This is a genomic window from Rathayibacter tritici (assembly GCF_002932875.1).
Taxonomy (GTDB): Bacteria; Actinomycetota; Actinomycetes; order Actinomycetales; family Microbacteriaceae; genus Rathayibacter; species Rathayibacter tritici.
The window spans coordinates 25,890-49,569 of the sequence record NZ_PSWS01000056.1; the positions used below are offsets into that span (position 1 = coordinate 25,890).

Here is a 23,680-nt window from a genome sequence, read left to right on the forward strand (position 1 = left end):
CCCCTCGTGCTCGCGCGACTCTCGTGCGCACGGAAGGACTATCGGACCGATGGCTCTCGAGAAGCTGACCCTGGCTCCCGACTTCGAACTCGCGAACCAGTACGGCGAGCGCATCCAGTTGGGCGACTTCCACGGGCGACGCAACGTTGCCCTGGTGTTCTTCCCCCTCGCCTTCTCCGGCACCTGCACCGGCGAGTTCTGCGCACTGCGCGAAAACCTGGCGCTCTTCGAGCACGCCGAGGTGGAGCTGATCGGTGTGTCGGTCGACTCGAAGCACACGCTGCGCGCGTGGGGGGAGCAGCAGGGGTACGGCTTCACCCTCCTCTCCGACTTCTGGCCGCACGGTGACGTCGCCAAGCAGTACGGCGTCTTCATGGAGGCGAGGGGTTACGCGACCCGCGCGACCTTTCTGATCGACAAGGCCGGCGTCATCCGCGACACCTTCATGACCGCGCCGGGCGAGGCCCGCTCGATCGGGGCCTACCGCGCCGCGATCGACGCGCTCGCTCCGGCGCACGTGTGAGTCGCGCTGCGGTCGGCTCGGGACGCCGACTGCCGTAGGATCGAGGCGATCGTCCGCGGGTGTACCGCGGCGGGGGCCTTTAGCTCAGTTGGTAGAGCGCCACGTTTACACCGTGGATGTCATCGGTTCGAGCCCGGTAGGGCCCACGGGAACGGTCCGCGTCAGCGGGACTGGCGGCGCTTGTAGGGCTTGGGCTGGCCCTTGACGATGGGGGCTCGGCCGGTGCCTTTGGAGGCCTTGGCCTTGCCGCCGGATTTCGGGGCGGCTTCCGGCTCGTCGCCGAGCGACGCGAGTTCTTCCCGGGCGGAAACGAGGCGTCGGCGGCCCGCGGCAGTGAGCGTCGTCGCGGCGGCTCCGGGCTCGAAGAGCGGCTTACCGAGGTCGAGTTCCACGGCAGCGACGGAAGAGTCGAGTTTCTGCCGCGAGATCCCGAGGCGCTCAGCGGCGCGCACGAAGTGCAGGTCCTCGGCGACCGCCACGAAGTGACGCAGCTGGCTGATCTTCATCCCGAACCCTTCACGGCCGCTCGCTGCGGCACGTCCACGGTACGCGGTCCGGGCGGAGGGAGAGACCGCGCCCTCCCTCCGCCCTCGTCAGAACCAGAGGTCGATAGTGAAGTCGAACTCGTCGCCGGCCTGCTCCTGCAGCTCTTTGAGGAGGCGGAAGCCCTCGACCTGGAACCAGCGCCGTTTCTCCTCCGAGCCGAAGAGGCTGGTGTCGAGGTCGGCGTTCTCCCGGAAGAATGTCGCCCAGTCGCGCAGGCGCTTCTTGAGCTCCGGCGTGATTCGCGAATCCCAGTCGACGATCGGCCCCGGCCCGATGTAGTCGTTCAGTGGCCACTTCTGCCCCCAGTCCACGGACAGCCGAAGCGTCCGCTTGGCGGGCTTCGAGACGACCATTTGTGTTCCTCCTCGGGAAGGTCAGGGCAGGTACCCCGATCGAGCGTGGCGCATCGGCGGTCGCTGGCCCAGAGCAGCGCGCTCGACGTCCTCTGAGAGAGCGGTCAGGCATTTCGCGCCAGGCCGGGGTGCGACCGTTGCCGGGCAGGGTCGAGGGGCCTACCCTCACGCCGGTGGGCGGTCCCGAAGCCGTCTGCGGAGAGAGGCCGACGTGGGCGTGCTCATGTACAGCTCCATTGCGTCGCTAGACGGCTATGTGAACGACGCGGACGGCGGGTTCGCGTGGGCGGAGCCGCGGCCCGCGGTGCATCGCTTCATCACAGAGCGGGAGGCGCGGGTGGGCACCTACCTCTACGGGCGTCGCATGTACGAGACGATGCGCGCGTGGGAGCAGACGTGGGAACTCGCCGACGAGTTCGCGTTCATCCGCGACTTCCAAGAGATGTGGCGCGCGGCGGACAAGGTGGTCTACTCGACCACGTTGACGTCGACCGACACGCGGCGCACCCGCCTTCACGCCGAGTTCGATCCGGTGGTGGTCGCCGCGGCGGTCCGGGCTGCCAAGCACGACGTGTCGATCGGCGGGCCGACCCTCGCGCGCCACGCGCTGCTCGCCGGGATCGTCGACGAGGTGCAGCTGTACACCGTTCCGGTCGCGGTAGGCGGTGGCACTCACTTCCTCCCACCCGGGTTCCACGCCCGGCTCGACCTGCGCGAGGAGCACTGCTTCACGGACGGGACCGTCTTCACGCGCTACAGCGTGCGGCGCTGACCCCGCCCGGCTCCTCCGCGCCGACCAGCGCAGTGATGCGATCGGCGAGGCGGGCGCCCTGCGCGCGTCCGGCCCGAGCGGAGGCGGCGCGGACGGTCGGGTCGAGCGAGTTCGGTCCGAAGGCGCGCACCGACTCCTCGTCGGCGTAGAGCACCTCGACGCGCGACGCGGCGAGGGCGTCGAGCTCGGCGGAGGGGATCAGGCCGGCGCCCGGAGTGCCGACTCCGGGGAGCGGGGTGACGATCAGGACCCAGTCGGCTCCCGCGGCGAGGTCGGCGTTGCTGCCGGAGCGCACTCCGCCGTCCATGTAGCGCGCGCCGTCGATGCTGACCGGCGGCCAGACTCCGGGGACCGCGCAGCTCGCGGAGATCGCGTCGACCAGGGCGACCCCGCTCTCGCGGTCGAACACACGCAACTCGCCCGTGGCCGTGTCGACGGCGGTGATCAGGAGGCGCTGCTCGGGCCAGTCGGCATCGCCCACACGAGCGGAGATGACGGCGCGGCGGGTGTCCTCGGGGAGGGTCTCGGCCTCCAGCGCGAGGGTGCCGATGCGGCGGCGCGCGTCCTGGGGCGAGGTGGCACCCTCGACGGCGGCGGCGAAGAGGGCCTTGAGACGTTCGCCATCGATGTCCGCGCCGATCTCGGCCGACTCCTCCTGCAGCTGCGCCTCGTAGGACTCCTCGAGCCCGGTGCCGGTGCTCAGCTGTGCGGCGACGGCCGAGCCGGCGGAGGTACCGATGAAGGTGGTCGACGGATCGAGCAGGAGGCGTGCCGCCTCGGGGGAGGCGTCGGCGAGTCCGCGGAGAACACCGAGCTCCCACGCGATTCCGGCGAGGCCGCCGCCGGCGAGGACGAGTGCACCAGGCATGGAGGAGGTCCTTTCGTTCATGGTCGGGCGGGATCGACCGTACATCCACTCAGCTCTTCGCGGCTGCGAGCGCGTCGGCGGCGAGACGGACGGAGGCTTCGCGTTCGTTCAGCCAGAGCGGCACCGAGCGGACGCGGAGTCCGGTCAACTCGAGCGCGGGCACGGCCCCTGCGTCTTCCTCGCCGACGAGCCAGGCGTCGAGCAACCCGCCTCCGCTCCGCGCGCCGTAGTGCCGGCCGATCGCCTCGGCCGTGGTCTCGACGCCGATCGCGGCAAGGCACGCGTCGGCCATGCCGCGCACCACCGCACCGCCGATGACGGGGGAGACGCCCACAACCGGGGCGGCCGTCCGCCGGAGGGCGTCGGCGATCCCGGGGACACCGAGGATCGTGCCGATCGAGACGACGGGGTTGGAGGGGGCGACCAGCACGGCGTCGGTGTCGGCGATCGCCGCCAGCACGCCCGGGGCGGGACGGGCGCTCTCGACGCCCTGCTGCACGAAACGGCGGGCGGGAGCGCCGGCGCGAAGGCGCACCCACCACTCCTCGAAGTGCAGCAGGCGCACGCCCTCGCCGGGCAGCTCGACCTCGACGTGGGTCTCGACGTCCTGATCGGACATCGGCAGGAGGCGGACACCGAGCGGCCAGCGCGCGGTGATGCGGGCGGTTGCCTCCGAGAGGGTCAGCCCGTCGCGCAGCATCGCGCTGCGGGCGATGTGGGTGCCGAGATCGAGGTCGCCGAGGGTGAACCACGGCCAGCCGACGCCGAAGGCGGTGAGCTCGGCCGAGACGCGCTCGCTCTCGCCGGCCCGGCCCCAGCCGCGCTCGGTGTCGTTGACGCCGCCGAGCGCGTACGTGAGCGAGTCGAGGTCGGGGCACACCTTCAGGCCGGTGAGCCACAGGTCGTCGCCGGTGTTGACAACAACGGTGATCTCGCTCGCCTCGCCGCCGGCGGCCTCGAGATCGCGGAGGTGCTCGCGGACGGCGGACGTGAAGCGGGCGCCGCCGACGCCTCCGGCCAGGATCGTGATGCGCATCCGCTTACGCTAGCGGCACCGATGGATTCCGCTCCGCCTGAGCTGTGATGCTGCGGATCCGCGCCGGAAACACCGGAGAAACCTCGGACGTGGACGATGAAGACCTGTTAGATGAAGACCTGTTAGATGAAGGCCAGGCCAAGGAAGGCCTGCCCCTGGAGGTACTGATGACCATCGTCCGCGCAGCGATCACCCAGACGACCTGGACCGGCGATAAGGAGTCGATGCTCGACAAGCACGAGCAGATGGCCCGGGACGCCGCGGCCGACGGCGCGCAGATCGTCTGCTTCCAAGAGCTGTTCTACGGCCCCTATTTCGGGATCACGCAGGACAAGAAGTACTACCGCTATGCGGAGCCGGCCGACGGAATGATCGTGCAGCGGTTCGCGGCCCTGGCGAAGGAGCTCGGAGTGGTGATGATCCTCCCGATCTACGAGGAGGAGCAGACCGGCGTCTACTACAACACCGCGGTCGTGGTGGACGCGGACGGCACGATCCTCGGGAAATACCGCAAGCACCACATTCCTCACCTCGACCGGTTCTGGGAGAAGTTCTACTTTCGCCCCGGAAATCTCGGCTTCCCGGTCTTCGACACGGCGGTCGGCAAGGTCGGCGTGCACATTTGCTACGACCGTCACTTCCCGGAAGGCTGGCGCGAGCTGGGGCTGAACGGCGCGCACCTGGTCTTCAACCCCAACGCGACCAAGCCCGGCCTGTCGAACCGGCTGTGGGAGGTTGAGGGCCCGGCGGCTGCGGTGGCGAACGGCTACTTCGTGCTTCAGCCCAACCGGGTCGGCCGCGAGGACAACGAGTACGGCGAGCTGGCGGTCGACTTCTACGGCACCAGTCAGGTCATCGATCCGCGCGGGAACTTCGTCGGCGAGCGGGGCTCGGGCGACGCGGAGGAGATCCTGATCCGCGACCTGGAGATGGACATGGTGCAGCAGATGCGCGACGACTGGCAGTTCTACCGGGACCGCCGGCCGGAGTCGTACACCAGCATCCCGAAGCCGTGACCGCAGTTCGAGACGGGGAAAACCGATGAAGACCCTCATCACGGGCGGGACCGTCGTCAACGCGACCGGCGCCGGAGCCGCCGATGTTCTGATCGACGGGGAGACGATCGCCGCGGTGCTCGCTCCCGGCTCCACTCTGCTGGGCTTCGACCTTGCCGCGAACGTGGATCGGGTGATCGACGCGAGCGGCAAGTATGTGATTCCGGGCGGAATCGACGCGCATACCCACATGGAGATGCCGTTCGGCGGCACCTTCGCCTCGGACACCTTCGAGACCGGCACGCGGGCGGCGGCCTGGGGCGGCACGACGTCGATCGTCGACTTCGTGGTGCAGTACCCGGGCGAGAGTGTCGTGGACCGCTTCCAGGCCTGGCAGGAGAAGGCGGCGGGCAATTGCGCGATTGACTACGGCTTCCACCAGATCCTCTCCGACGTGCAGGACTCCTCGCTCGTCGCGATGGACGAGCTGATGCGCGAGGGAGTGACCAGCTTCAAGCTGTTCATGGCCTACAAGGGCGTGTTCCTCTCGGACGATGGGCAGATCCTTCGGGCTTTCCAGAAGGGCGCCGACATCGGCGCGATGATGATGATGCATGCCGAGAACGGCGCGCTCATTGACGAGCTGGTGAAGCAGACCCTCGCCGCGGGGACCATCTCGCCGTACTTCCACGGCACGTCGCGGCCGTGGCAGGCGGAGGAGGAGGCGACACACCGGGCGATCATGATCGCCGACCTCACCGGCGCGCCGCTGTACGTGGTGCACGTCTCCGCGAAGCAGGCGGTGGAGCAGATCGCGCAGGCCCGCGACCGCGGGATGAATGTCTTCGGCGAGACCTGCCCGCAGTATCTCTACCTCTCGCTCGAGGAGCAGCTCGGCGCTTCCTCTCCGGAGTGGGGGAGCTTCGAGGGCGCGAAGTGGGTATGTTCCACTCCGCTGCGCTCGAGGGCCGAGGGGCACCAGCACCACATGTGGCAGTCGCTGCGCACCAACGACATCCAGATGGTCTCGACCGACCACTGCCCCTTCTGCATGAAGGGCCAGAAGGATCTGGGGCTCGGCGACTTCTCGAGGATCCCCAACGGCATCGGCTCGGTCGAGCACCGGATGGACCTGATGTATCAGGGCGTGGTGTCCGGGCAGATCAGCCTGCCGCGCTGGGTCGAGCTCACCTCGACCACTCCCGCGCGAATGTTCGGCATGTACGGGAAGAAGGGCGTCCTCCAGCCCGGCGCCGACGGCGATGTCGTCGTCTACGACCCGCACGGGCACACCTCGATCGGAATCGGCGAGGGACGCAGTCACCATATGAACATGGACTACTCGGCGTGGGAGGGCTTCGAGATTGACGGGCACGTCGACACGGTGATCTCCCGGGGCACGGTCGTCGTCGACGGCGGCTCCTACGTCGGCGCGAAGGGCGATGGGCGCTACATCCCCCGCGGCCTCTCGCAGTACCTGATCTGAACCAGTACCTGATCTGAACCAGTACCTGATCTGAGAAGGAACCTCATGGATTTCGGAGTCGTCCTCCAGACCAACCCGCCCGCCTCGCGCACTGTCGCGCTCGCCGTGCTCGCCGAGACGCACGGCTTCGACTACGCGTGGACCTTCGACTCGCACCTGCTCTGGCAGGAGCCCTACGTGATCTACTCGCAGATCCTCGAGCGGACGCACCGGATCACGGTCGGCCCGATGGTGACCAACCCCGCTACGCGCGACTGGACCGTGATCGCCTCGCTGCACGCGACGCTGAACGAGATGTACGGCAACCGCACCGTCTGCGGGATCGGCCGCGGCGACTCCGCGGTGAGGGTGACCGGAGGCGCCCCGACGACGCTGAAGACGCTGCGGGAGTCGATCCACGTGATCCGCGAGCTGGCCAACTCTCGCCCGGTCGAGCACCACGGGCAGACCTTGCAGTTCCCGTGGAGTCGGGGCTCGTCGCTCGAGGTGTGGGTCGCCGCGTACGGCCCGCTCGCGCTGAAGCTGGCGGGCGAGGTCGGCGACGGATTCATCCTGCAGCTGGCCGACGTGGACATCGCGCGCTGGATGATCGGCGCGGTGAAGGAATCGGCGGCGAACGCCGGCCGGGATCCCGAGACGCTGCAGTTCTGCGTCGCAGCGCCGATGTACATCGGCACCGATCGCGAGCACATGCGCGATCAGTGCCGCTGGTTCGGCGGGATGGTCGGTAACCACGTCGCCGACATCGTGGGCCGCTACGGCGCCTCCGGAGCGGTGCCGCAGGCGCTGACCGACTACATCGCCGGGCGTGAGGGCTACGACTACAACGAGCACGGGCGTGCCGGGAACAGCCACGCGTCCTTCGTGCCGGACGAGATCGTCGAGCGCTTCTGCGTGCTCGGGACCGCGGAGGAGCACATCGAGAAGCTCCGGGCGCTCGCCGATATCGGCGTCACGCAGTTCGCGGGCTACCTTCAGCACGACAACAAGGAGGAGACCCTGCGCGTGTACGGCGAGCGGATCATCCCCGAGCTTCGCGAACACATCGTGGCCCGCGCGTGAGGTGAGCCCTGAGCCGACGAGCCCTGAGTAGACTGGATCCTCGTGACTACTTTCAAGAAGACGCCGTTCACCGTGAACGTGCGCGACCTCGTGAGGCGACCGGGCGAGATGCGCGAGCACCGCCTCGAGCTCGAGGCGCCGGAGCAGTTCGGCGAGGGGATCGTCGCAGTCCGCCAGGGATCGGCCGTCGACCTGGACGTCCGGCTCGAGTCCGTGCACGAGGGCATCCTGGCCAGTGTCGAGGTGTCGGCCGAGGCCGACGGCGAGTGCAGCCGGTGCCTGAGGGACATCTCCCTGCCTGTCGATGTCGAGTTCCAGGAACTTTTCGCGTACTCTTCTGACGAAGCTTTCGACTATGAGGTTCACGACGACCACGTGGATCTTGAACCTCTGGTCAGGGATGCGGTGGTTCTGTCGCTGCCGTTCCAGCCGGTCTGCCGGCCGGACTGTCCGGGCCTCGATCCCGTCACGGGGGAGCGGCTGGCCGATTCCTCGGCGCCCGAACCCGAGGCGCCGCGGGACTCGCGGTGGGATGTGCTGGCTGCCAGGGCCTCCGCAGACGCCACGGCTTCCGCAGAAACCACGGCCTCCGCAGAAACCACGGCTTCCGCAGACAGCGGTGAGGGCGCGACCGCCCGCACCGAATCCGACTAGAGGTAGAGAAGAGAGAATCATGGCTGTTCCCAAGAGGAAGAAGTCCCGCGCGAACACCCACGCTCGTCGTTCGCAGTGGAAGGCGGAGGTTCCGCCCCTGGTCAAGACCGTCGAGAACGGCAAGGTCGTCTACAGCCTTCCCCACCGCGCCAAGGTCGTCGAGGACTCCGCGGGCACCGCGCTGTACCTCGAGTACAAGGGCCGCAAGGTCGCCGACGTCTGATCCGCACCCGCGCTTTCACGCGGTCATGGTGAACCAGACCTCGGCACGACCCTCCAGCGACGACCGGTCGCGTCTGGAGGCCACGCTCGGCGTGAGCCTCGACGGTGAGCTTTTCGAGCTCGCCCTGACGCACCGGTCGTTCGCGTTCGAGCACGGCGGCATTCCGCACAACGAACGCCTCGAGTTCCTCGGCGATTCGATCCTCGGGCAGGCGGTGACCGTCATGCTCTACACCGAGTACCCCGCTCTCAGCGAGGGCGACCTGGCCAAGCGCCGGGCGAGCCTGGTCTCGACCGTGGCGCTCGCCGAGATCGCCCGCGGCATCGGTCTCGGTGAGTTCCTCCGGCTCGGCCGTGGTGAGGAGCTGACCGGTGGCCGCGATAAGGCGTCGATCCTCGCGGACACGGTCGAGGCGATCATCGGCGCCGTGTACCTGGGCATCGGGCCGGACGCTGCGCGCGACCTGGTGTTGCGCCTGATCGCACCGCTGCGGGCCGACCCGCTGCGTTTTGGTGTGTCGATGGACCCGAAGACGAGCCTCCAGGAGGCGGCGGCCGAGCGCGGTGCGCCGGCCCCGCGCTATGAGATCGTGGCCACCGGACCCGACCACAACAAGGTGTTCGTCGCCACCGTGATCGTCGGCGGATTCGTCACGGCCCGCGGTGAGGGCACCAGTAAGAAGGCGGCGGAGATGGCCGCGGCGCTGGACGCGTGGACTCGCCTGGCGGGTTCCGCTGCGCCCGTCCCTCCTGCTGCCGTCCCTCCTGCTGCCGGAGATTGACCGTGCCCGAGCTGCCCGAGGTCGAGGTGGTGCGCGCGGGACTGGCCCCCGCCGTCACCGGAGCACTGGTCACCGGCGTCGACATCGTCGACGAGCGGTCGCTGAAGCGCCACGTGCATCCGCACGGCACGTTCGAGCGCCTGCTGGTCGGGCGTCGGCTCGAGGGGGCGGTGCGGCGCGGCAAGTTCCTCTGGCTGCCCGCGGGCTGTGACGAGGCGCTGCTGGTGCACCTCGGGATGAGCGGCCAGGTGCTGCTGCGCACGGCGGACGCGGCACTGCCCCGGCTCGCGCGCATCCGGATCGGGATCGAGCACCCCGAGCACGGCGAACTCGCCCTGCACTTCGTCGATCAGCGGATCTTCGGGTCGATGGCGGTCGACGCGCTGGTGCCGACCCCGGACGGCGCGCCCGGCGGTTTCGCGGGTGAGGACGCGCGCGCCGGGGACTGGCTGCGCGCCGTACCCTCGCAGGTCGCGCACATCGCGCGCGATCCGCTCGACCCCTCCTTCGACCTCGGGGCTGTCGTCGCCTCGCTGGCACGGCGGAACAGCGGGATCAAGCGAGCGCTGCTCGATCAGACGCTGGTGAGCGGCATCGGCAACATCTACGCGGACGAGTCGCTCTGGGCGGCAGAGCTGCACCCGGAGCGACCCGGCTCGTCGCTGGGCGAGGCGCGGATCCGCCGCCTCTTCGCCGAGGTGCGCTCGGTGCTGGAGCGTGCCCTGGCCGAGGGCGGCACCAGCTTCGACGCGCAATACGTCAACGTGAACGGCGCCTCCGGCTACTTCTCGCACAGCCTGCACGCGTACGGGCAGACGGGGAAGCCGTGCGCCCGCTGTGGTGAGGCGATAGTACGGGTGCCGTTCATGAATCGCTCCTCGCACCTCTGCCCGCACTGCCAACAGCTGCCGCGCTGACGCGTTGCGTTACGCCGTCAGGTCGGTGGGAGTGGGGCCGACGTAGCGGGAGTGAACGACGAGCTCGCCGAGCAGTGTCGCGACGAGGGTGATCACGGCGGCGACGGCGAGGCCGAGCCAGAGTCCGACGAGTAGGGCGAGCGCTCCGACTCCGGCGCCTGAGGCGATGAGGGCGATGGCGGCGGCGCGACGGAACCAGGGCTGGCCGGAGCCGCCGGCGAGGCGCGAGTCGGCGGCGAGCCCGGTGATCGTCGAGGTGACGACGACGGTGGTGACGTCCTTCACCGCGAGGTGGCGCGCGGTCGCGGCCTGGAGACCCATCGCTGCGCCGAGAACCCCGGTGACGGTGAGGGCGAGCGGTTCCGGGGGCTCGGGCACCACGGCGAGCAGGATCGCCAGGGCGCCCAGCAGGATCCCGACCACCGCGAACAGCCAGGTCGAGCGGGAGGTCCACCCCTTCTTCACCGGGCGGAGCACCCGGCCACCGATCACGGCGCCGATCATGAAGGCGCCGAGCGCGATCAGGGGTCCGACCACGGGCAGATTGGCGGCGCCCGCGAGGGCCATGCCGAGGATGACGACGTTGCCGGTCATGTTGCCGGCGAAGACGCGGTCGAGCCCGAGGTAGCCGACGGCGTCGATGATGCCGGTGGAGAAGGTGAGGGCCAGCATCAGGCCGAGGGTCGCGCCCTCGGTGCGGGTGCGCAGGCGTCGGAACACGGGAGTCCTGTCGTCGGGGTGGGTCTGGAGAATCGTGACACACGGGTGCTACTGCGTGAAACACGACGTCGTTATGGTCGGACGACGCGGACGGGCCGCGGAGAGGCGGACTCCCATGCGGCAGGCGGAGTGGACGGTTCAGCCAGGCGAGGGCGGCGTGCTAGAGGATCAGGGCCGGGATCCGGTCGGCCGATGGGGGAGACGGAGGAGTTCGTCGTGCCCGCCTCCGCGTACTCGCGTCTGGACGGCGGACGTCGATGCCTGATCTGCGGGTGACGACGCTGGAGGGCGTGCTGCCGACGGGCCTGGTCGACGCGGTCGAGGCGTACGCGGCGGCGCTGGCGGCGGATGACGTCGCGGCCCTCGCGGATGCGCAGCTGTGGATTCGTGAGGCCGGGAGGTGGCGAGTGCGCGCGGCGCAGGTGCAGGAGCAGGCTCTCGACGCTCGTGTCTGGCGGGCGGTGGGAGCGCCGCTCGTGCCGGCCTCCGGCGCCGGGGCGTTGAACGGACTCGACGTGGCGGTGAAGGACCTGTTCGCGATCGAGGGACAGCGGATCGGTGCGGGAGTGCCCGCCTACCTGGCCGCGGCGCCGATCGAGTCGGCGACCGCTCCGGCCGTCGCGCGCCTGCTTCACGCGGGCGCGACGGTGCGCGGGATCGCGCAGACCGACGAGTTCGCGTACAGCATCGCCGGCCGAAACTCCGGCTACGGGACGCCGCCGAATCCGGCCGTGCTGGGGGCGATCCCGGGTGGCTCGTCCAGCGGACCGGCGACCGCGGTGTCGCTCGGGCAGGCGGCGATCGGGCTCGCGACCGACACGGCGGGCTCGATTCGGGTGCCGGCGTCGTATCAGGGGCTGTGGGGGCTGCGGACCACGCACGGTGTGGTGTCCGTCGAGGGGCTGCTGCCACTGGCGCCGAGCTTCGACACGGTGGGCTGGCTGACGCGGGACCTCGGGACGCTACAGCGGGTGGCGGAGGTCTGCCTGCCCCGGGGGCCGTCGACCCGCGGGTTCGTGGTGGCACCTGCGCTGCTCGGCGGGGTGAATGCGGTGGTGGCCGTTGCATTCCAAGCAGCGGTCGAGGGTCTGGGCGCCGATCAGGTGGCGCTGCCGCCAGTCGCGGAGATGTTCGAGGCGTTCCGGGTGGTGCAGGCGGCGGAGGCGTGGCAGTCCAGCGGTACCTGGGTCGCGGCGCACCCGGGGGTTGTGGCCGACGACGTGCAGGCGCGGTTCGACGCGGCCTCTCAGGTGGCCGCGGAGGCAGAGGCGAGTGCGCGAGCGCGGGTGGCGGGCTTCCGCGAGGCGCTCGACGCGGCGCTGGACGGGCGGGTGCTGCTCCTGCCCTCGACGTCGTCGGTCGCGCCGGCCCTTGATGCCTCGGCGGAGGCGCTCGACGCGGCGCGCACGGCGACGCTCGGCCTGACCTGCGTGGCCGGGATCGGCGGATATCCGGCGCTCTCGGTGCCGCGACTGAGTGTCGACGGCGCTCCGGTGGGGCTCTGCCTCGTGGGTCCGCGGGGAGCGGATCTCGCGCTGCTGGAGCTGGCCGCGGGGTTGGCGAGGGCCGAGGACTGAGGGTTGAGGACTGAGGGCCGAGGACTCAGAACGGCGGTGGGGCGTCGGCGAAGCTCGGCCTACGCGTGGACGTCGGCGGATCCGGCGGATCGGGCGGCCGGGTGACCACGCGGCGGCCCGTGGGAGTGGTCCAGTCGGCCGCACCGTCGGGATGGAGGGTGTAGGTCCAGCGATCGCCGTGACGGACGTGATGGTGCGCGACGCAGAGCGATGCCAGGTTGTGCAGGGCGGTGGCTCCTCCGTGGCGCCACTCGAGGGTGTGGTCGGCCTCGGCGCTCGCGGCGGGCCGGGTGCAGCCGGGAAAGCGGCAGGTCCGGTCCCGCAGCTGTAGGGCGAGGCGCATCCGCGGGGGCGGGAGGCGGTACGTGCGTCCCACGGACACGATCGCACCGGTGCCGGGCTGAGTGAGGACGGGCGTGATCACGGCGTCTGCTCCGAGAAGGTCGCGGGCGATGCCGGCGGGGACGAATCCGTAGCCGTCCAGCTCGACCGGACCCTCATCGCGACCGGCCGCGGTGCTCGCGGCGAGGGTCAGGCGCACCTCGGCGCGGATGCCGGTGGCGAACGTGCGCGGACGCTCCTCGCCCGGTGCGGTGCCGGACACATCGCCGTCGCAGAGCAGGTCGGCGAGGGCGTCGGCCCGCAGTTGCGAGAGCGTGCGCTCCTCCGCAGGGGCGCCCGGGTCGCTGCCGGTGCTCCCGGTGCTCCCGGTGCTGCCGGTGCCGTCGCGGAGCGTCCGCGCGATTCGATCGAGCCGTGCGAGCGCGCCGAGGGCGATCGGAGCGGGGAGGGTCGCGCAGAGTGTCGCCATGCCGTCGTGCTCGGGCGAGACCCAGACGGCGCGGTCCTCGCGAGCGCGGGCATGCCGATCCGCGAGGGGGACGTCGTGCAGCTCATCGCGGAGCCGGGCGAGGCGTCGGCGCAGCTGGGTCGGGGTCATCTCGGCGGCCAGTCCCGCGGCGCGCTCATCGAACGCGGCGAGAGAGGCGGCGGGCAGGGTCGCAGCGACTCCGCAGATGAGCTGACCCGCCTCCCACCGCAGGCGTGCCTGCGCCAGGGCGGCGCGAGTACACGGCAGGTGCTCGACCAGCAACCGGGCGTGCTCGAGCTCTCGGGTGGCCACGCGCTCGGACACGTTCAGCGCCACGGCGAGCTCGGCCCGGACCGACCGTTCGACGAGGTCGCGCGATTCCCGGGGCGAGCCGCCACGGGCGAACGACTCCGGGCAGCGCAGCGCTGCCGTGTAGGCCGCGTGCAGAGCCTCGGCGGAGGCGAGGTGCAGCGGAGCCGCGGAGCGGGCGAGCCGCGCCGCATGGTCGCCGAGGGCGCGGACCTCCTCGAGTCCCTGCTGCCTGTCATCCGTCATACTCGTATTGAATCAGGGATCACCGACATCCGGGCCCCGAAGCCATCCGATCCGGACAACTCGCGCCCCGACACTGCCTGTGGAGGAGGCATCGCGCCGGAGCAGGGGCGGCCGACGCCCTCGGGTTCGGAAACATGGGCGAAACGTCCGTCGCATAGGCTCTGACGCTGAAACACCTGTTTCTCCTACGCACGCTCGCATCCCCGCGCACCCGCACGTGAAGAGGTGGCACCATGACCGCGCCCGCGCCGTTCCTCCCCGTCGATCCGCCGCCGCGTCTGCTGATGGGTCCGGGCCCGATCAACGCCGATCCGCGCGTGCTGCGTGCGATGTCGGCTCAACTGGTCGGGCAGTACGACCCGTTCATGACGGCGACGATGACCGAGACGCAGGAGCTGTACCGGCAGGTCTTCCGCACCCGCAACGACAAGACGATGCTGATCGACGGCACGAGCCGCGCGGGCATCGAGGCGGCGCTGGTCTCGATGCTGGAGCCGGGGGACCGCGTGCTGGTGCCGATCTTCGGGCGGTTCGGGCACCTCCTGCGCGAGATCGCGGAGCGGTGCGGAGCCGAGGTGCACGTGATCGAGGCGGAGTGGGGGCAGGTCTTCCCCGTGTCCGCGATCGCCGAGGCTCTGGCGCGCGTGAAGCCGAAGGTTCTCGCCGTGGTCCACGGCGACACCTCGACCACGATGGCGCAGCCGCTGGAGGATCTCGGCGCGCTCTGCGAGAAGCACGGCGCCCTCTTCTACACCGACGTCACCGCCTCCCTCGCGGGCAACGCTTTTGCGGCCGACGAGCTGGGGCTCGACGCGGTGTCGGCCGGGCTGCAGAAGTGCCTGGGCGGCCCGTCCGGATCGGCGCCGGTCACCTTCTCCGAGAAGGCCGTCGCGGTGATCGAGTCGCGCAAGAGCATCGAGGCGGGGATCCGCGACGAGGGCGACGCGGTCAGCGCGCGCCGGGTCCGCTCCAACTACTTCGACCTCGGAATGGTCTTCGACTACTGGGGACCGCGTCGGCTCAACCACCACACCGAGGCGACCACGATGCTCTACGGCGCCCGCGAGTGCGCTCGCCTCCTCGTCGAGGAGGGGATCGACGCGGCCGTCGCGCGCCACGAGCTGCACGGCGCGGCGATGCTCGCAGGCGTGCGCGGGCTCGGCCTCGAGGTGTTCGGCGACGTCGCCCACAAGATGAGCAATGTGGTCGCGGTGCACATCCCGCAGGGCGTGAACGGGGACGCGGTGCGGGGGGAGATGCTCACCGACTTCGGCATCGAGATCGGCACCTCCTTCGGCCCACTGCACGGGAAGGTCTGGCGCATCGGCACGATGGGCTACAACGCTCGCACCGACGCCGTACTGACCACCCTGGCGGCGCTGGAGGCGGTGCTGCGCCGCGCGGGCGCCGCTGTGCCGGTGGGCGGCGGAATTGCGGGAGCGTACGAGGTGTACGGGGCGGCACGAGCATGAGCGACGCCACAGCCATCGATGCCATCGCCATCATGGCCCGCTGCGACGAGCTCGCCGCAGTCTCCTCCAGCCGCGACGGGATCGAGCGGGTCTACCTCTCGCCCGAGCACGTCCGCGTGAACGCGATGGCCGCGCGCTGGATGACCGAGGCCGGAATGCGCACGTGGCAGGACGCGGCCGGCAACCAGTGCGGCCGCTACGAGGGAGCGACCCCGGGACTCCCAGCGCTGCTGCTCGGCTCGCACCTCGACACCGTGCCCGACGCCGGCCGGTACGACGGGATCCTCGGTGTGACGCTCGCGATCGCGGTGGTCTCGCGCCTGCACTCGGCGGGTCGGCGGCTGCCGTTCGCGGTCGAGGTCGTCGCGTTCGGCGACGAGGAGGGCACCCGCTTCGGCACGGCGCTCCTGGGCTCCCGCGCACTCGCCGGCACCTGGGACGAGCGCTGGTGGGAGCTCGAGGACGCCGACGGGACCACGCTCGTCGAGGCGTTCCGCGACTTCGGGCTCGACCCCTCCCGCATCCACACCGCCGCGCGCGACGCGCAGGACGTGCTCGCCTACCTCGAGGCCCACATCGAGCAGGGACCATACCTCGAGGAAGCAGACCGCGCTCTGGCCGTCGTCTCCTCCATTGCGGGGGCGCGTCGCTTCTCGCTCACTCTCACCGGCACGGCCGGGCACGCGGGCGGAGTCCCGCTCGACCGCCGCCGTGACGCGCTGACCGGAGCGGCGGAGGCGGTGCTCGCGGTGGAACGGATCGCGCGCGAGCAGGGCGTGATCGCGACGGTCGGCCGGCTCGAGACCTTCCCCGGCGCGGTCAACGTCATCCCCGGCCGAGTCGACTTCACCCTCGACCTGCGCGCCGAGACCGACGCACAGCGCGACGCGGCGTGGGACGCAATCGAGCACGCGATGTCGGAGTCGGCCTCGCGCCGCCGCCTCGCGCTCACGGTGGAGCAGACCCACTCGGCCCCCGCGGTCGTTGCTTCCCCGCGGCTCCAGGACGTCGTGCGCGCGGGCATCCGAGCGACCGGGGACGCGGAGCCAATGGTGCTGTTCTCCAAGGCCGGGCACGACGCGATGGCGGTCGCCGATCTCACCGACTACGCGATGCTCTTCCTCCGCTGCAAGGGCGGCGTCAGCCACCACCCGGACGAGAGCGTGACCGAGGCCGACGTCGCAACAGCCCTGGACGCGTTCGAGGCGGCGGTCCTGGCGCTCGCCGAAGGGGCGCCGGCCGCGTGACCTCCGCCTCCGCAATCGCCTCAGCCTCGACGAGCATCGGCCACCGCATCGATGCCGCCTACGCCGCACTCTCTCGGCAGGAGCAGCGGGCGGCCGACTTCATCCTCGACCACCTCGGCGACCTGGCCGTCTACACGGCGACCGAGCTCGCCCAGCACAGCGGAGTCTCGAAGGCCACGGTCTCGCGGCTGTTCCGCCGGCTGGGGTTCTCGAACTCGCAAGAGGTGCGTGAGCACGCCCGCGCGCTGCGCTCCTCCGGGGTGCCGGTCGGGCCCGCGCAGCGGCACGGCGATCCGCTCATCGCGCACCTCGAGAGCGAGCGGGCGAACCTGGCGCGCCTGGCCGGCGCGGTCGGTGACGGGCGGCTGGAGGAAGCGGTGCGGCTGGTCGCCGGCGCGCGCGAGGTGGTCGTGATCGGCCTGCGCAACAGCTACCCGGTGGCGCTGCACCTGCGCCAGCAGCTCGCCCAGGCACGCGGGCGGGTGCGGATCGCACCGCAGCCCGGTCAATCGCTCGGCGAGGAACTGGCCGGCTTGGGAGCCGAGGACGTCGTGGTACTGGTGGGTTTCCGGCGCCGTCCGGCCTCGTTCGCGGGGCTGGTCGAGACGCTGGCCGCGCGCGCCGTGCCGGTGGTGCTGCTCGCGGATCCGCCCGCTCGGCGCTACGCGGAGCAGGCGAGGGTCTGGTTGGAGTGCCCTGTCGACAGCGGCACGGCGTTCGACAGCTACGCGGCGGCGATGAGCGCGGTGGCGTTGCTGGCCTCCGGAGTGCTCGGCGCGGCCCCACGGGAGTCCCGCGAGCGGATCGCGGGGATCAGCACGGCGTACGCGGAGCTCGCCGAGCTGGAGGACCGGACGTGAGCGAGGCGGCGGAGCTGATCCGCGCGCATGCGAAGGACCCGGTGGGGCGCTCGGACCCCGCTCCGTCCCTCGGCCGCGCCGAGCTGATCACGCCGACCTGCGGCGACCGGATCGAGCTGCGCGTCGACGGGAGCGCGGAGCAGATTCGGGTCGCCTGGAGCGGGCGGGGCTGCGAGATCTCGCGGGGCTCCGCGTCGCTCCTGGTCGACGGCCTCGACGCACGACCGGCGGCCGAGGTGCGCGCTCGGATCGACGCGTTCCTTACGGCGATGGCGCGTCGGGAGGGTCCGCTCGCCGGCGAGGAGGCGGCGCTGCTCGCGGTGGCGGGCAACCCGGTCCGCTCGGTCTGCGCCACGCTCGCCTGGCGCGCTCTGGCCGCTGCCCTGGATGATGCGGGATGTGCGTGAGCGGATCAGCGCGGCCCGTCGCGGTCCACCCCCGACCACAGGTCGCCGCACTCGATCCCGCGCACTCCCTCCGCGAGCAGCAGGTGGCGGGCGCCGGAGTCGCCGTGGACGCTCTCGCGGAGCGTCGGCCAGTAGTCGCTGCCCACCAGCACCGGATGACCGGGACGGCCGTCGAAGACAGCGCGCGCGAGCACTCCGGGCTCCGGTGGGGCCTGCGCGAGCAGCCGGGCTCCCACACTCGGCGGCTCGTCGGGCAGGTCGACCAGGGTGATCAGGGACGCGACCCCCTCGGCCGCGACCAGGCCGGCCCGGAGCGACGCCGAGAGACCCGCCTGCCATGCGGCCGCGATGAGCACCGTCGCCGTCGCCGGCACCAGGTCGCGCGCCCGCTCCGCCCCCGCACCCAGCACGACAAGCACCCGCCCGCAGCCGGCCGCGTCGAGCCGCCGCACGGCGCGCTCCACCCACGGCACACCCTCCGCGTCTCGCCGCAGCGCCTTCGGGCCGCCCGCGCGGCGCCCTGCGCCCGCGGCGAGCACCAGCCCGACGAGCTCACGACTCCCGACCGCATCCACCCGACCATCGTGCCCCAGGCGGAGCCTGCCGCTTCGCCGGACGAAGGAGACCGCATGACCGACACCCGATCCGAGACCGCGCGCGACGTGCTCCTCGCCTGCCTCGCCGTCCCGCGCTGGGCCGACGAGGTCGCCGCCGGCGCCCCCTACTCCGACGTCGATGCGCTGGCCGAGGCGGCCGAGCGTGTGGCGCGCACCCTCACCGCCGAGGAGGTGGACGCGGCGCTGGCCGACCACCCGCGGATCGGCGAGCGGCGCGCGGGCGCTGGGCGTTCCTCCGCCTTCTCCGCCGCGGAGCAGGCGGCGAGCCGCACCGCCGACGAGGCGCTGACCGAGCGGCTGCTGGTCGGCAACCGCGCCTATGAGGAGCGGTTCGGGCGCGTCTTCCTGATCCGCGCGGCGGGAAGCGATCGGGCCGCGGTCGTCGCTGAGCTGGAGCGTCGTCTCGGGCTCGACCCGGAGACGGAGGCCCGGATCGTCACCGAGCAGCTGCGCGAGATCACGGTGCTGCGCGTGCGCGGGCTCGAGCACGGGCTCCTCGTGGCTGAGGAGGCGTCGCGATGAGCGGGCACGCCAGCCACGTCACGACGCACGTGCTCGACGCCGTCCGCGGCCGACCCGCGCGCGATGTGCCCGTCGCCCTGGAGGCGCGGAGCGGCTCCGGCTGGCACCGCCTCGCCCAGGCCCGCACCGACGACGACGGACGCGTCGGAGCCTTCGGGCCGCAACGGCTGCCCGCCGGGGTCTACCGCGTCGTCTTCGACACCGGCTCCTGGTTCGCGGCCTCGGGAACGGAGTCGTTCTACCCGGAGGTCGTCGTCGCATTCCGGCTCGACGACGAGGACGCGCACCTCCACATTCCACTCCTGCTCAGTCCGTTCGCCTACTCGACCTACCGGGGCAGCTAATGCAGCTGCAGGACGTCCTCGACGCGCCGCAGCTGCGCCTGCGCGTGCTCGTCGCCGGCGACGGGGCGCTCGCGCGGCCGGTCGACGGCATCTTCACGACCGACCTGCTCGACCCCCGCCGCTACCTGGCGCGTGGTCAGCTCGTTCTGACGGGCCTGGTCTGGCACCGGGGACCGCAGGACAGCGCGGCCTTCGTCGCCGCGGTCGCCGACTCCGGAGCCAGCGCCCTGCTCGCAGGCGAGGGCCTGCTCGGCTTCGTGCCGGACGACCTCGTCGTCGCCTGCCGCGAGCACGACGTCCCGCTGATCGCGGTGCCGGCCGACGTCTCGTTCGGTGCGATCACGGCGCACCTCTCGAACGCTCTCGCGGGGGATCGAGTGGCGCGGCTGACCGCGGCCCTCGCCCGTCAGCGGGAGCTACTGACCGAGGTCTACCGGGGGCAGCAGCTCGACGAACTCATCGCGCGGACCTCCCGCGAACTCGGGCTTCCGGTGACCGTGCTGACCGCGACCGGCCGCACGGCCGCCTCCGCCGCTCCACTGGGACTCGGCGAGATCGAGCGGATCGTGCACGCCGCGCTCACGGCCCGGCGCGGCCCCGTCGTGGTGCCGGATGTGCGCGGCGGCGCTCTCTCCGTGCTCGCGGTCGCCGGCGCGGGCGAGCACCGTGCCACCTCCTGGCTGGTCGTGGTCGGCGGCGACTGGAACGATTGGCCCGCGTCCGTGCTCGACGCCGTCACCGAGCTGGTCGGAGTGGTGGGGGTCTACCGGCTGCAGCACGAGGCGGCCCTGCTGGCGGATTCCGCTCTCGCCGACCGCCTGCTCGAGCTGGTCGAGGAGGACAGCGAGCAGCCGGAGGCTGCGGTGTACCTCCGCCAGCTCGGACTCGGCGGAGTCGGGCGCTGCATTGTGGCCTCGGCAGAGTTCGAGGGGGATGCGCCGCCGGATCTGGCGCGCCGCATGCTGCTCGATGCCGCGGCGCATCTGGGCCGGGCCGTGGTCGGCCGGAACGCGAAGGGCTGCGCGGTCGCGGTGCTGCCCGCGGAGGCGACCGACGCGATCCCGACGGGTGCGGATCCGCTCGCCGTGGTCACCTCGGCGCTGCGGCGCGCGGGGGCCGCGTGGCCGGGTGCTGTGCTGCGGGTGGGGACGAGTGCTGCGACGGCGCTGCCCGCACTCGGCGGCGCCCTGCGCTCGGCGCGCTACGGCATGATGCTGCCGGGCGTGCCGGGCGACGACTCGCCGGTGCGGATCAGCGACTCCGGGGAGGTGACCTCGGCGGTGCAGCTGCTGAGCGCGGTGCCGGACCACCTGCGCTCCGTGTTCGTCGAGCTGGTGCTCGGAAAGCTGGTTCAGCACGACGCGCGTTACAGCTCGCAGCTGGTCGCCACGCTCGCGGCGTTCCTCGACTGCGGCGGCTCGTGGGTGCGCACGGCGGAGCAGACACACCTGCACCTGAACACGGTCCGGTATCGCATCGCGCGGGCGGAGGAGCTCACGCAGCGCGACCTGTCGGACACGGCGGATCGCGCCGACCTGTTCCTGGCGCTGCGACTGCGCTGAGCCGAGCGGTGCGCTGCCGGGCTGCGCGATGTGCAGGGCCGTGTGGGATGTGCAGGGCCGCCGTCCGATGTGCAGGGCCGTGTGCGATTCGCAGGGCCGCCGTCCGATTCGCAGGACCGTGTGCGATGTGCAGGGGATACGTCTCGCGCAGGTCGGCGGAGGCGGAGGAGAGCGCTCTCGGCGCGGGATCCCCTGCAAATCGAACGTCCGCGCCCCGCCCGGCCCCGTCACTACGGAGCAGCGCGCCGCCCCCGCACGTGCACCGCCGCGATCGCCGGCTCCCGCAGCGTCATCAGCAGCGCGAAGAGCAGCTGCTCGGTCGCCTCGGCCGCGTCATCGGCTCGGATCCCGTGGGCGAGCACGTCGGCGAGCGGCTCCCAGCGGTCGGGCTCGATGCGCACCAGGTCCGCGTCCTTGCCGAGGTCGAAGTTGCCGAAGCGGTCCTCCTGGTCGAGGGCCCGCGCCCCGGCCAGCGTCGCCGTGAACAGGAGCTCGGCCGGGTGCAGCGCGACCGCCGCGTCGCCCGGCTCCGACACGTGCACCTTGAACGCGTCGTTCGCCACGCGCGGGAGCAGCCACTCGTCGCCCGCGCCCACATCGCTTCCCAACGCGACGGTGACACCCGAGGCGACGGTTCGGCGCCAGGGCATCGTACCGGAGCCGAGGAACTGCTGCGAGGTCGGGCAGTGCGCGATCGAGGTGCCGGTCTCGGCCATCCGGTGCAGCTCGTTGTCCTGGCAGTGGACGGCGTGCGCGAGGATCGTGCGCGGTCCGAGCAGGGAGGAGCCGCCGCGTGCGGAGCCGGGCAGGAAGAGCCCGTCGTAGGTGTCCAGGTAGCTGCGGGTGCGGTACGAGCCGAGGACCGCGGCGATCTCGCCGTCGCCGGGCCGATCGTTCTCGTTGAGGTGGCTGTGCACGTAGACGCCGCGCCCGCGCACGTCGTCGTACAGGTCGCCGAGGGCGCCGAGGGTCCGCGGAGTGACGGAGAGCGAGAACCGCGGGACGATGGCGACCTGCAGGAGAGGGTCCCTCCCGTGCCAGCGGGCGATCTCGTCCGCGGTGAGCGCCAGCGCCTCCGCCTCCGAGGTGATCAGCGGCGCCGCCGATACGGGGCCCACGGTCTGGATGCCGCGCCCCGACACAACCCGCAAGCCGACCTCGCGGGTGCGCTCGAAGAGGGCGTCCTGCGCGGCCGGGAACGCGGAGCCGATGACCATCGCTGCGGTCGTCCCCGCGGCGATCCGCCGCCGGGTGAAGGCGCGCGCGACCACGTCGGCGAACTCCGGATCGGCGAGTCGCGCCTCCGCCGGGAATACCGTCCGGTCGAGCCACTCGAGCAGCTGGCCGCCGCCGAAGCCGTCGGTCGAGAACGTCTGAGGGAAGTGCATGTGCGTGTCGACGAACCCGGGCAGCAGGATCGACGCGGCGTCGCCCGAGACCGGCCAGTCGGCGAATCGCTCCGGAAGCTCGCCGTGCTGGCCGACCCAGGCGATGGTGCCGTCCTCGGCCACCGCGAGGGCGCCGTCCGGGATGGACACCAGCGCCTCGCGCGCGGTCTCGAGTCTTGCGCGCCCGGCGATGTGCAGGATGTGCCCGCGGTGGACGCCCCGGACCTCGGTCATACCAGGCCCGTGTACGCGGTCCAGGCGGGACCCGCGGGCGGCGCGTCATCGCGGGTGACGCTCGCCTGGATCAGCCCGTAGGGGCGGTCGTCGGCGTGGAACACCTCGTTGTCGTTCTCGACGCCGAAGGGAGCGAGGTCGTAGACGAAGTGGTGCTTATTCGGAGCCGAGAGTCGGATCTCGACGATCTGCGGGTACTCCTCCAGCACCGCCTTGCCCATCTCGAAGAGCGTCTGCTGGAGGGCGAGGGAGTGCACGGTCGCGAAGCGGCTCGTCATCAGCGCCTTGACGCCCGCGTAGACCGCCTCCCAGTCCATGTCGGCGATCTCCGCCTCCGTGAGGGCGAAGCGCCACCGGGCGACCAGCGAGGTCGCCATGACCCGGTCGTTCGTGGGCTGGAGGACGGTGTACGGATCGGTGAGGAAGCCGTGGAACTCGCTCCCGGTGGATTTGAGGATGGTGAGGTCCTTGAATCCGCCGGTAATCCAGATCCGTCGCTTATCGGCCGAGCCCTCGACCGTGACCGAGGCGATCCGCGTCTCCTGGCCTGTCCGGACCCAGGTGTGATCGTGCTCCCGCCCGTCCACGAGCACACGCTCCCAGGCGAACTCCTCGATCTCGATGCGGGCGCCGCGGACCGGCTCGTAGCCGTCGACGAAGTGGCGGGCCAGCTCGAGGCCGTAGGGCTCGATCGAGCGCAGGCCCTTCTCTTTGGCGAAGGAGTAGGCGGTCTGCTTCTGGGTGTCGGTGGGCAGGACGGCCGACTGGTCGCCCTCGCGGTGTGCGGCCTCGAAGTCGCCGCGGAGGGCGGTTGAGACGTTGACGTCGTGGATCTCGTGCCGCGGCGTCTCGCGGTAAATGCGCACGACACGGTTCTCGGCCTTTCCGTACTGGTGGTCCCCGAGGATGATCGACATGTCCGCTCCTGTCCGTTCCGTGCGGCCGTGGCCGGTCACTCGGCGGTGCTCGTCCGGATCGGTGTCCGTGCGGCCAGCCTCGCGCCTGCGGAGTGGACCGCGCACCGGCGGAGCATCCCGAGTCGCCGCAGTTGAGACTCTGAGTCTTGTACGATCCGCCCGCCCCGTGCCCCTCGACGCGCCCGAGTTCATCCGCTCGAAACGTCCTGGGAACACTCCGCGAGATGCCAC

General features: G+C 71.4%; 26 protein-coding genes and 1 tRNA gene. 18 read left to right on the plus strand and 9 right to left on the minus strand.

What is annotated here, in order from left to right; translation table 11 throughout:
* The first annotated feature begins 49 nt into the window (after window positions 1-49).
* Together C5D07_RS09955 and C5D07_RS09960 are read left to right on the plus strand one after the other, a co-directional pair.
* On the plus strand, window positions 50-523 hold the full coding sequence (locus C5D07_RS09955; protein ID WP_068253570.1) for a peroxiredoxin: 474 nt from the start codon (window positions 50-52) through the stop codon (window positions 521-523).
* Window positions 524-596: 73 nt separating this feature from the next.
* Window positions 597-669 (plus strand) — tRNA-Val (locus tag C5D07_RS09960).
* A gap of 15 nt (window positions 670-684) precedes the next feature.
* Here C5D07_RS09960 and C5D07_RS09965 read toward each other — a convergent pair.
* Together C5D07_RS09965 and C5D07_RS09970 are read right to left on the minus strand one after the other, a co-directional pair.
* Window positions 685-1,029: a LysR family transcriptional regulator gene (locus tag C5D07_RS09965; RefSeq protein ID WP_104259279.1), complete on the minus strand. Its 345-nt coding sequence runs from the start codon at window positions 1,027-1,029 to the stop codon at window positions 685-687.
* Between the two features lie 87 nt (window positions 1,030-1,116).
* Window positions 1,117-1,422: a hypothetical protein gene (locus C5D07_RS09970; protein ID WP_104259280.1), complete on the minus strand. Its 306-nt coding sequence runs from the start codon at window positions 1,420-1,422 to the stop codon at window positions 1,117-1,119.
* Window positions 1,423-1,645: 223 nt separating this feature from the next.
* Here C5D07_RS09970 and C5D07_RS09975 point away from each other — a divergent pair, with 223 nt between their 5' ends.
* A complete protein-coding gene (locus C5D07_RS09975; protein ID WP_249028219.1) occupies window positions 1,646-2,194 on the plus strand; it encodes a dihydrofolate reductase family protein in 549 nt (182 codons plus the stop codon).
* Here the strand turns inward: C5D07_RS09975 and C5D07_RS09980 are convergent.
* A complete protein-coding gene (locus tag C5D07_RS09980; RefSeq protein WP_104259282.1) occupies window positions 2,169-3,062 on the minus strand; it encodes a patatin-like phospholipase family protein in 894 nt (297 codons plus the stop codon). The two genes, C5D07_RS09975 and C5D07_RS09980, sit on opposite strands and share 26 nt — an antisense overlap.
* Window positions 3,063-3,111: 49 nt before the next feature.
* Window positions 3,112-4,098, minus strand: a complete 987-nt coding sequence (gene cofD / locus C5D07_RS09985) for a 2-phospho-L-lactate transferase (RefSeq protein ID WP_068253546.1) — start codon at window positions 4,096-4,098, stop codon at window positions 3,112-3,114.
* A gap of 167 nt (window positions 4,099-4,265) precedes the next feature.
* Between cofD and C5D07_RS09990 the strand changes: the two genes are divergently transcribed.
* The 7 genes from C5D07_RS09990 to mutM all read left to right on the plus strand — a co-directional run bounded on the left by C5D07_RS09990 (window position 4,266) and on the right by mutM (window position 10,216).
* Complete coding sequence (locus tag C5D07_RS09990; protein WP_068253543.1) at window positions 4,266-5,114, plus strand: nitrilase-related carbon-nitrogen hydrolase; 849 nt, start codon at window positions 4,266-4,268, stop codon at window positions 5,112-5,114.
* Window positions 5,115-5,139: 25 nt separating this feature from the next.
* Window positions 5,140-6,579, plus strand: a complete 1,440-nt coding sequence (gene hydA / locus C5D07_RS09995; protein WP_068253541.1) for a dihydropyrimidinase — start codon at window positions 5,140-5,142, stop codon at window positions 6,577-6,579.
* Between the two features lie 45 nt (window positions 6,580-6,624).
* Complete coding sequence (locus tag C5D07_RS10000) at window positions 6,625-7,641, plus strand: TIGR03842 family LLM class F420-dependent oxidoreductase (RefSeq protein ID WP_068253536.1); 1,017 nt, start codon at window positions 6,625-6,627, stop codon at window positions 7,639-7,641.
* A gap of 108 nt (window positions 7,642-7,749) precedes the next feature.
* A complete protein-coding gene (locus C5D07_RS10005; protein ID WP_104259291.1) occupies window positions 7,750-8,295 on the plus strand; it encodes a YceD family protein in 546 nt (181 codons plus the stop codon).
* 19 nt (window positions 8,296-8,314) lie between these two features.
* On the plus strand, window positions 8,315-8,518 hold the full coding sequence (rpmF, locus tag C5D07_RS10010) for a 50S ribosomal protein L32 (RefSeq protein WP_104259283.1): 204 nt from the start codon (window positions 8,315-8,317) through the stop codon (window positions 8,516-8,518).
* Between the two features lie 25 nt (window positions 8,519-8,543).
* Window positions 8,544-9,299 carry a ribonuclease III gene (gene rnc, locus C5D07_RS10015; RefSeq protein ID WP_104259284.1) on the plus strand — a complete coding sequence of 252 codons (756 nt, stop codon included), beginning with the start codon at window positions 8,544-8,546 and terminating at the stop codon, window positions 9,297-9,299.
* A gap of 2 nt (window positions 9,300-9,301) precedes the next feature.
* A complete protein-coding gene (mutM, locus tag C5D07_RS10020) occupies window positions 9,302-10,216 on the plus strand; it encodes a bifunctional DNA-formamidopyrimidine glycosylase/DNA-(apurinic or apyrimidinic site) lyase (protein WP_068253525.1) in 915 nt (304 codons plus the stop codon).
* A 9-nt stretch (window positions 10,217-10,225) separates the two neighbouring features.
* Here the strand turns inward: mutM and C5D07_RS10025 are convergent, their stop codons facing one another.
* Entirely contained in the window at window positions 10,226-10,936 is a 711-nt protein-coding gene (locus tag C5D07_RS10025; RefSeq protein WP_308470756.1) for a YoaK family protein, read from the minus strand.
* 257 nt (window positions 10,937-11,193) lie between these two features.
* On the opposite strand from C5D07_RS10025, the gene C5D07_RS10030 reads away from it, so the two are divergent.
* A complete protein-coding gene (locus tag C5D07_RS10030; RefSeq protein ID WP_104259285.1) occupies window positions 11,194-12,513 on the plus strand; it encodes an amidase family protein in 1,320 nt (439 codons plus the stop codon).
* Window positions 12,514-12,538: 25 nt separating this feature from the next.
* Here the strand turns inward: C5D07_RS10030 and C5D07_RS10035 are convergent, their stop codons facing one another.
* The gene (locus C5D07_RS10035) at window positions 12,539-13,879 is read right to left on the minus strand and encodes an HNH endonuclease signature motif containing protein (RefSeq protein WP_104259286.1); all 1,341 of its coding nucleotides are present in this window, start codon (window positions 13,877-13,879) and stop codon (window positions 12,539-12,541) included.
* Between the two features lie 233 nt (window positions 13,880-14,112).
* Between C5D07_RS10035 and C5D07_RS10040 the strand changes: the two genes are divergently transcribed.
* From C5D07_RS10040 to C5D07_RS10055, 4 genes are read left to right on the plus strand one after another with little or no spacing between them, the layout of a single operon-like run.
* A complete protein-coding gene (locus tag C5D07_RS10040; protein WP_068253523.1) occupies window positions 14,113-15,351 on the plus strand; it encodes a pyridoxal-phosphate-dependent aminotransferase family protein in 1,239 nt (412 codons plus the stop codon).
* A complete protein-coding gene (locus C5D07_RS10045; RefSeq protein WP_068253520.1) occupies window positions 15,348-16,598 on the plus strand; it encodes an allantoate amidohydrolase in 1,251 nt (416 codons plus the stop codon). The genes C5D07_RS10040 and C5D07_RS10045 overlap by 4 nt, the downstream gene beginning before the upstream one ends.
* Window positions 16,595-17,458 carry a MurR/RpiR family transcriptional regulator gene (locus C5D07_RS10050; protein WP_249028220.1) on the plus strand — a complete coding sequence of 288 codons (864 nt, stop codon included), beginning with the start codon at window positions 16,595-16,597 and terminating at the stop codon, window positions 17,456-17,458. Before C5D07_RS10045 ends, C5D07_RS10050 begins: the two co-directional genes overlap by 4 nt.
* Entirely contained in the window at window positions 17,455-17,865 is a 411-nt protein-coding gene (locus C5D07_RS10055) for an iron-sulfur cluster assembly scaffold protein (protein ID WP_068253517.1), read from the plus strand. Before C5D07_RS10050 ends, C5D07_RS10055 begins: the two co-directional genes overlap by 4 nt.
* A gap of 5 nt (window positions 17,866-17,870) precedes the next feature.
* Here the strand turns inward: C5D07_RS10055 and C5D07_RS10060 are convergent, their stop codons facing one another.
* Window positions 17,871-18,440: a nucleotidyltransferase family protein gene (locus tag C5D07_RS10060; RefSeq protein ID WP_211286374.1), complete on the minus strand. Its 570-nt coding sequence runs from the start codon at window positions 18,438-18,440 to the stop codon at window positions 17,871-17,873.
* Between the two features lie 54 nt (window positions 18,441-18,494).
* Here C5D07_RS10060 and uraD point away from each other — a divergent pair, with 54 nt between their 5' ends.
* Genes uraD through C5D07_RS10075 form a run of 3 tightly spaced genes read left to right on the plus strand, consistent with a single transcriptional unit; the run spans window position 18,495 to window position 20,910 of the window.
* Window positions 18,495-19,004, plus strand: coding sequence for a 2-oxo-4-hydroxy-4-carboxy-5-ureidoimidazoline decarboxylase (uraD, locus tag C5D07_RS10065; RefSeq protein WP_104259287.1), 510 nt, complete (start codon window positions 18,495-18,497; stop codon window positions 19,002-19,004).
* On the plus strand, window positions 19,001-19,348 hold the full coding sequence (uraH, locus tag C5D07_RS10070) for a hydroxyisourate hydrolase (protein ID WP_104259288.1): 348 nt from the start codon (window positions 19,001-19,003) through the stop codon (window positions 19,346-19,348). The genes uraD and uraH overlap by 4 nt, the downstream gene beginning before the upstream one ends.
* Window positions 19,348-20,910 carry a PucR family transcriptional regulator gene (locus C5D07_RS10075; RefSeq protein WP_104259289.1) on the plus strand — a complete coding sequence of 521 codons (1,563 nt, stop codon included), beginning with the start codon at window positions 19,348-19,350 and terminating at the stop codon, window positions 20,908-20,910. The genes uraH and C5D07_RS10075 overlap by 1 nt, the downstream gene beginning before the upstream one ends.
* Before the next feature lie 230 nt (window positions 20,911-21,140).
* Here the strand turns inward: C5D07_RS10075 and C5D07_RS10080 are convergent, their stop codons facing one another.
* Together C5D07_RS10080 and pucL are read right to left on the minus strand one after the other, a co-directional pair.
* Window positions 21,141-22,532: an amidohydrolase family protein gene (locus C5D07_RS10080; RefSeq protein WP_068253508.1), complete on the minus strand. Its 1,392-nt coding sequence runs from the start codon at window positions 22,530-22,532 to the stop codon at window positions 21,141-21,143.
* Window positions 22,529-23,449 (minus strand): factor-independent urate hydroxylase, encoded by a 921-nt coding sequence (gene pucL / locus C5D07_RS10085; protein ID WP_068253506.1) that lies wholly within the window; start codon window positions 23,447-23,449, stop codon window positions 22,529-22,531. Before pucL ends, C5D07_RS10080 begins: the two co-directional genes overlap by 4 nt.
* Window positions 23,450-23,680: the final 231 nt, after the last annotated feature.

Coding starts and splice junctions, on each gene's coding strand:
- rnc (WP_104259284.1), top strand. CDS start 8,544: ATGGTGAACCAGACCTCGGCACGACCCTCCAGCGACGACCGGTCGCGT.
- C5D07_RS10075 (WP_104259289.1), top strand. CDS start 19,348: ATGCAGCTGCAGGACGTCCTCGACGCGCCGCAGCTGCGCCTGCGCGTG.
- C5D07_RS09990 (WP_068253543.1), top strand. CDS start 4,266: ATGACCATCGTCCGCGCAGCGATCACCCAGACGACCTGGACCGGCGAT.
- pucL (WP_068253506.1), bottom strand. CDS start 23,449: ATGTCGATCATCCTCGGGGACCACCAGTACGGAAAGGCCGAGAACCGT.
- C5D07_RS09980 (WP_104259282.1), bottom strand. CDS start 3,062: ATGCCTGGTGCACTCGTCCTCGCCGGCGGCGGCCTCGCCGGAATCGCG.
- C5D07_RS10045 (WP_068253520.1), top strand. CDS start 15,348: ATGAGCGACGCCACAGCCATCGATGCCATCGCCATCATGGCCCGCTGC.
- C5D07_RS09970 (WP_104259280.1), bottom strand. CDS start 1,422: ATGGTCGTCTCGAAGCCCGCCAAGCGGACGCTTCGGCTGTCCGTGGAC.
- hydA (WP_068253541.1), top strand. CDS start 5,140: ATGAAGACCCTCATCACGGGCGGGACCGTCGTCAACGCGACCGGCGCC.
- rpmF (WP_104259283.1), top strand. CDS start 8,315: ATGGCTGTTCCCAAGAGGAAGAAGTCCCGCGCGAACACCCACGCTCGT.
- C5D07_RS10000 (WP_068253536.1), top strand. CDS start 6,625: ATGGATTTCGGAGTCGTCCTCCAGACCAACCCGCCCGCCTCGCGCACT.
- C5D07_RS10035 (WP_104259286.1), bottom strand. CDS start 13,879: ATGACGGATGACAGGCAGCAGGGACTCGAGGAGGTCCGCGCCCTCGGC.
- uraH (WP_104259288.1), top strand. CDS start 19,001: ATGAGCGGGCACGCCAGCCACGTCACGACGCACGTGCTCGACGCCGTC.
- uraD (WP_104259287.1), top strand. CDS start 18,495: ATGACCGACACCCGATCCGAGACCGCGCGCGACGTGCTCCTCGCCTGC.
- C5D07_RS09955 (WP_068253570.1), top strand. CDS start 50: ATGGCTCTCGAGAAGCTGACCCTGGCTCCCGACTTCGAACTCGCGAAC.
- C5D07_RS10030 (WP_104259285.1), top strand. CDS start 11,194: ATGCCTGATCTGCGGGTGACGACGCTGGAGGGCGTGCTGCCGACGGGC.
- C5D07_RS10080 (WP_068253508.1), bottom strand. CDS start 22,532: ATGACCGAGGTCCGGGGCGTCCACCGCGGGCACATCCTGCACATCGCC.
- C5D07_RS09965 (WP_104259279.1), bottom strand. CDS start 1,029: ATGAAGATCAGCCAGCTGCGTCACTTCGTGGCGGTCGCCGAGGACCTG.
- C5D07_RS09975 (WP_249028219.1), top strand. CDS start 1,646: ATGTACAGCTCCATTGCGTCGCTAGACGGCTATGTGAACGACGCGGAC.
- cofD (WP_068253546.1), bottom strand. CDS start 4,098: ATGCGCATCACGATCCTGGCCGGAGGCGTCGGCGGCGCCCGCTTCACG.
- C5D07_RS10040 (WP_068253523.1), top strand. CDS start 14,113: ATGACCGCGCCCGCGCCGTTCCTCCCCGTCGATCCGCCGCCGCGTCTG.
- C5D07_RS10005 (WP_104259291.1), top strand. CDS start 7,750: ATGCGCGAGCACCGCCTCGAGCTCGAGGCGCCGGAGCAGTTCGGCGAG.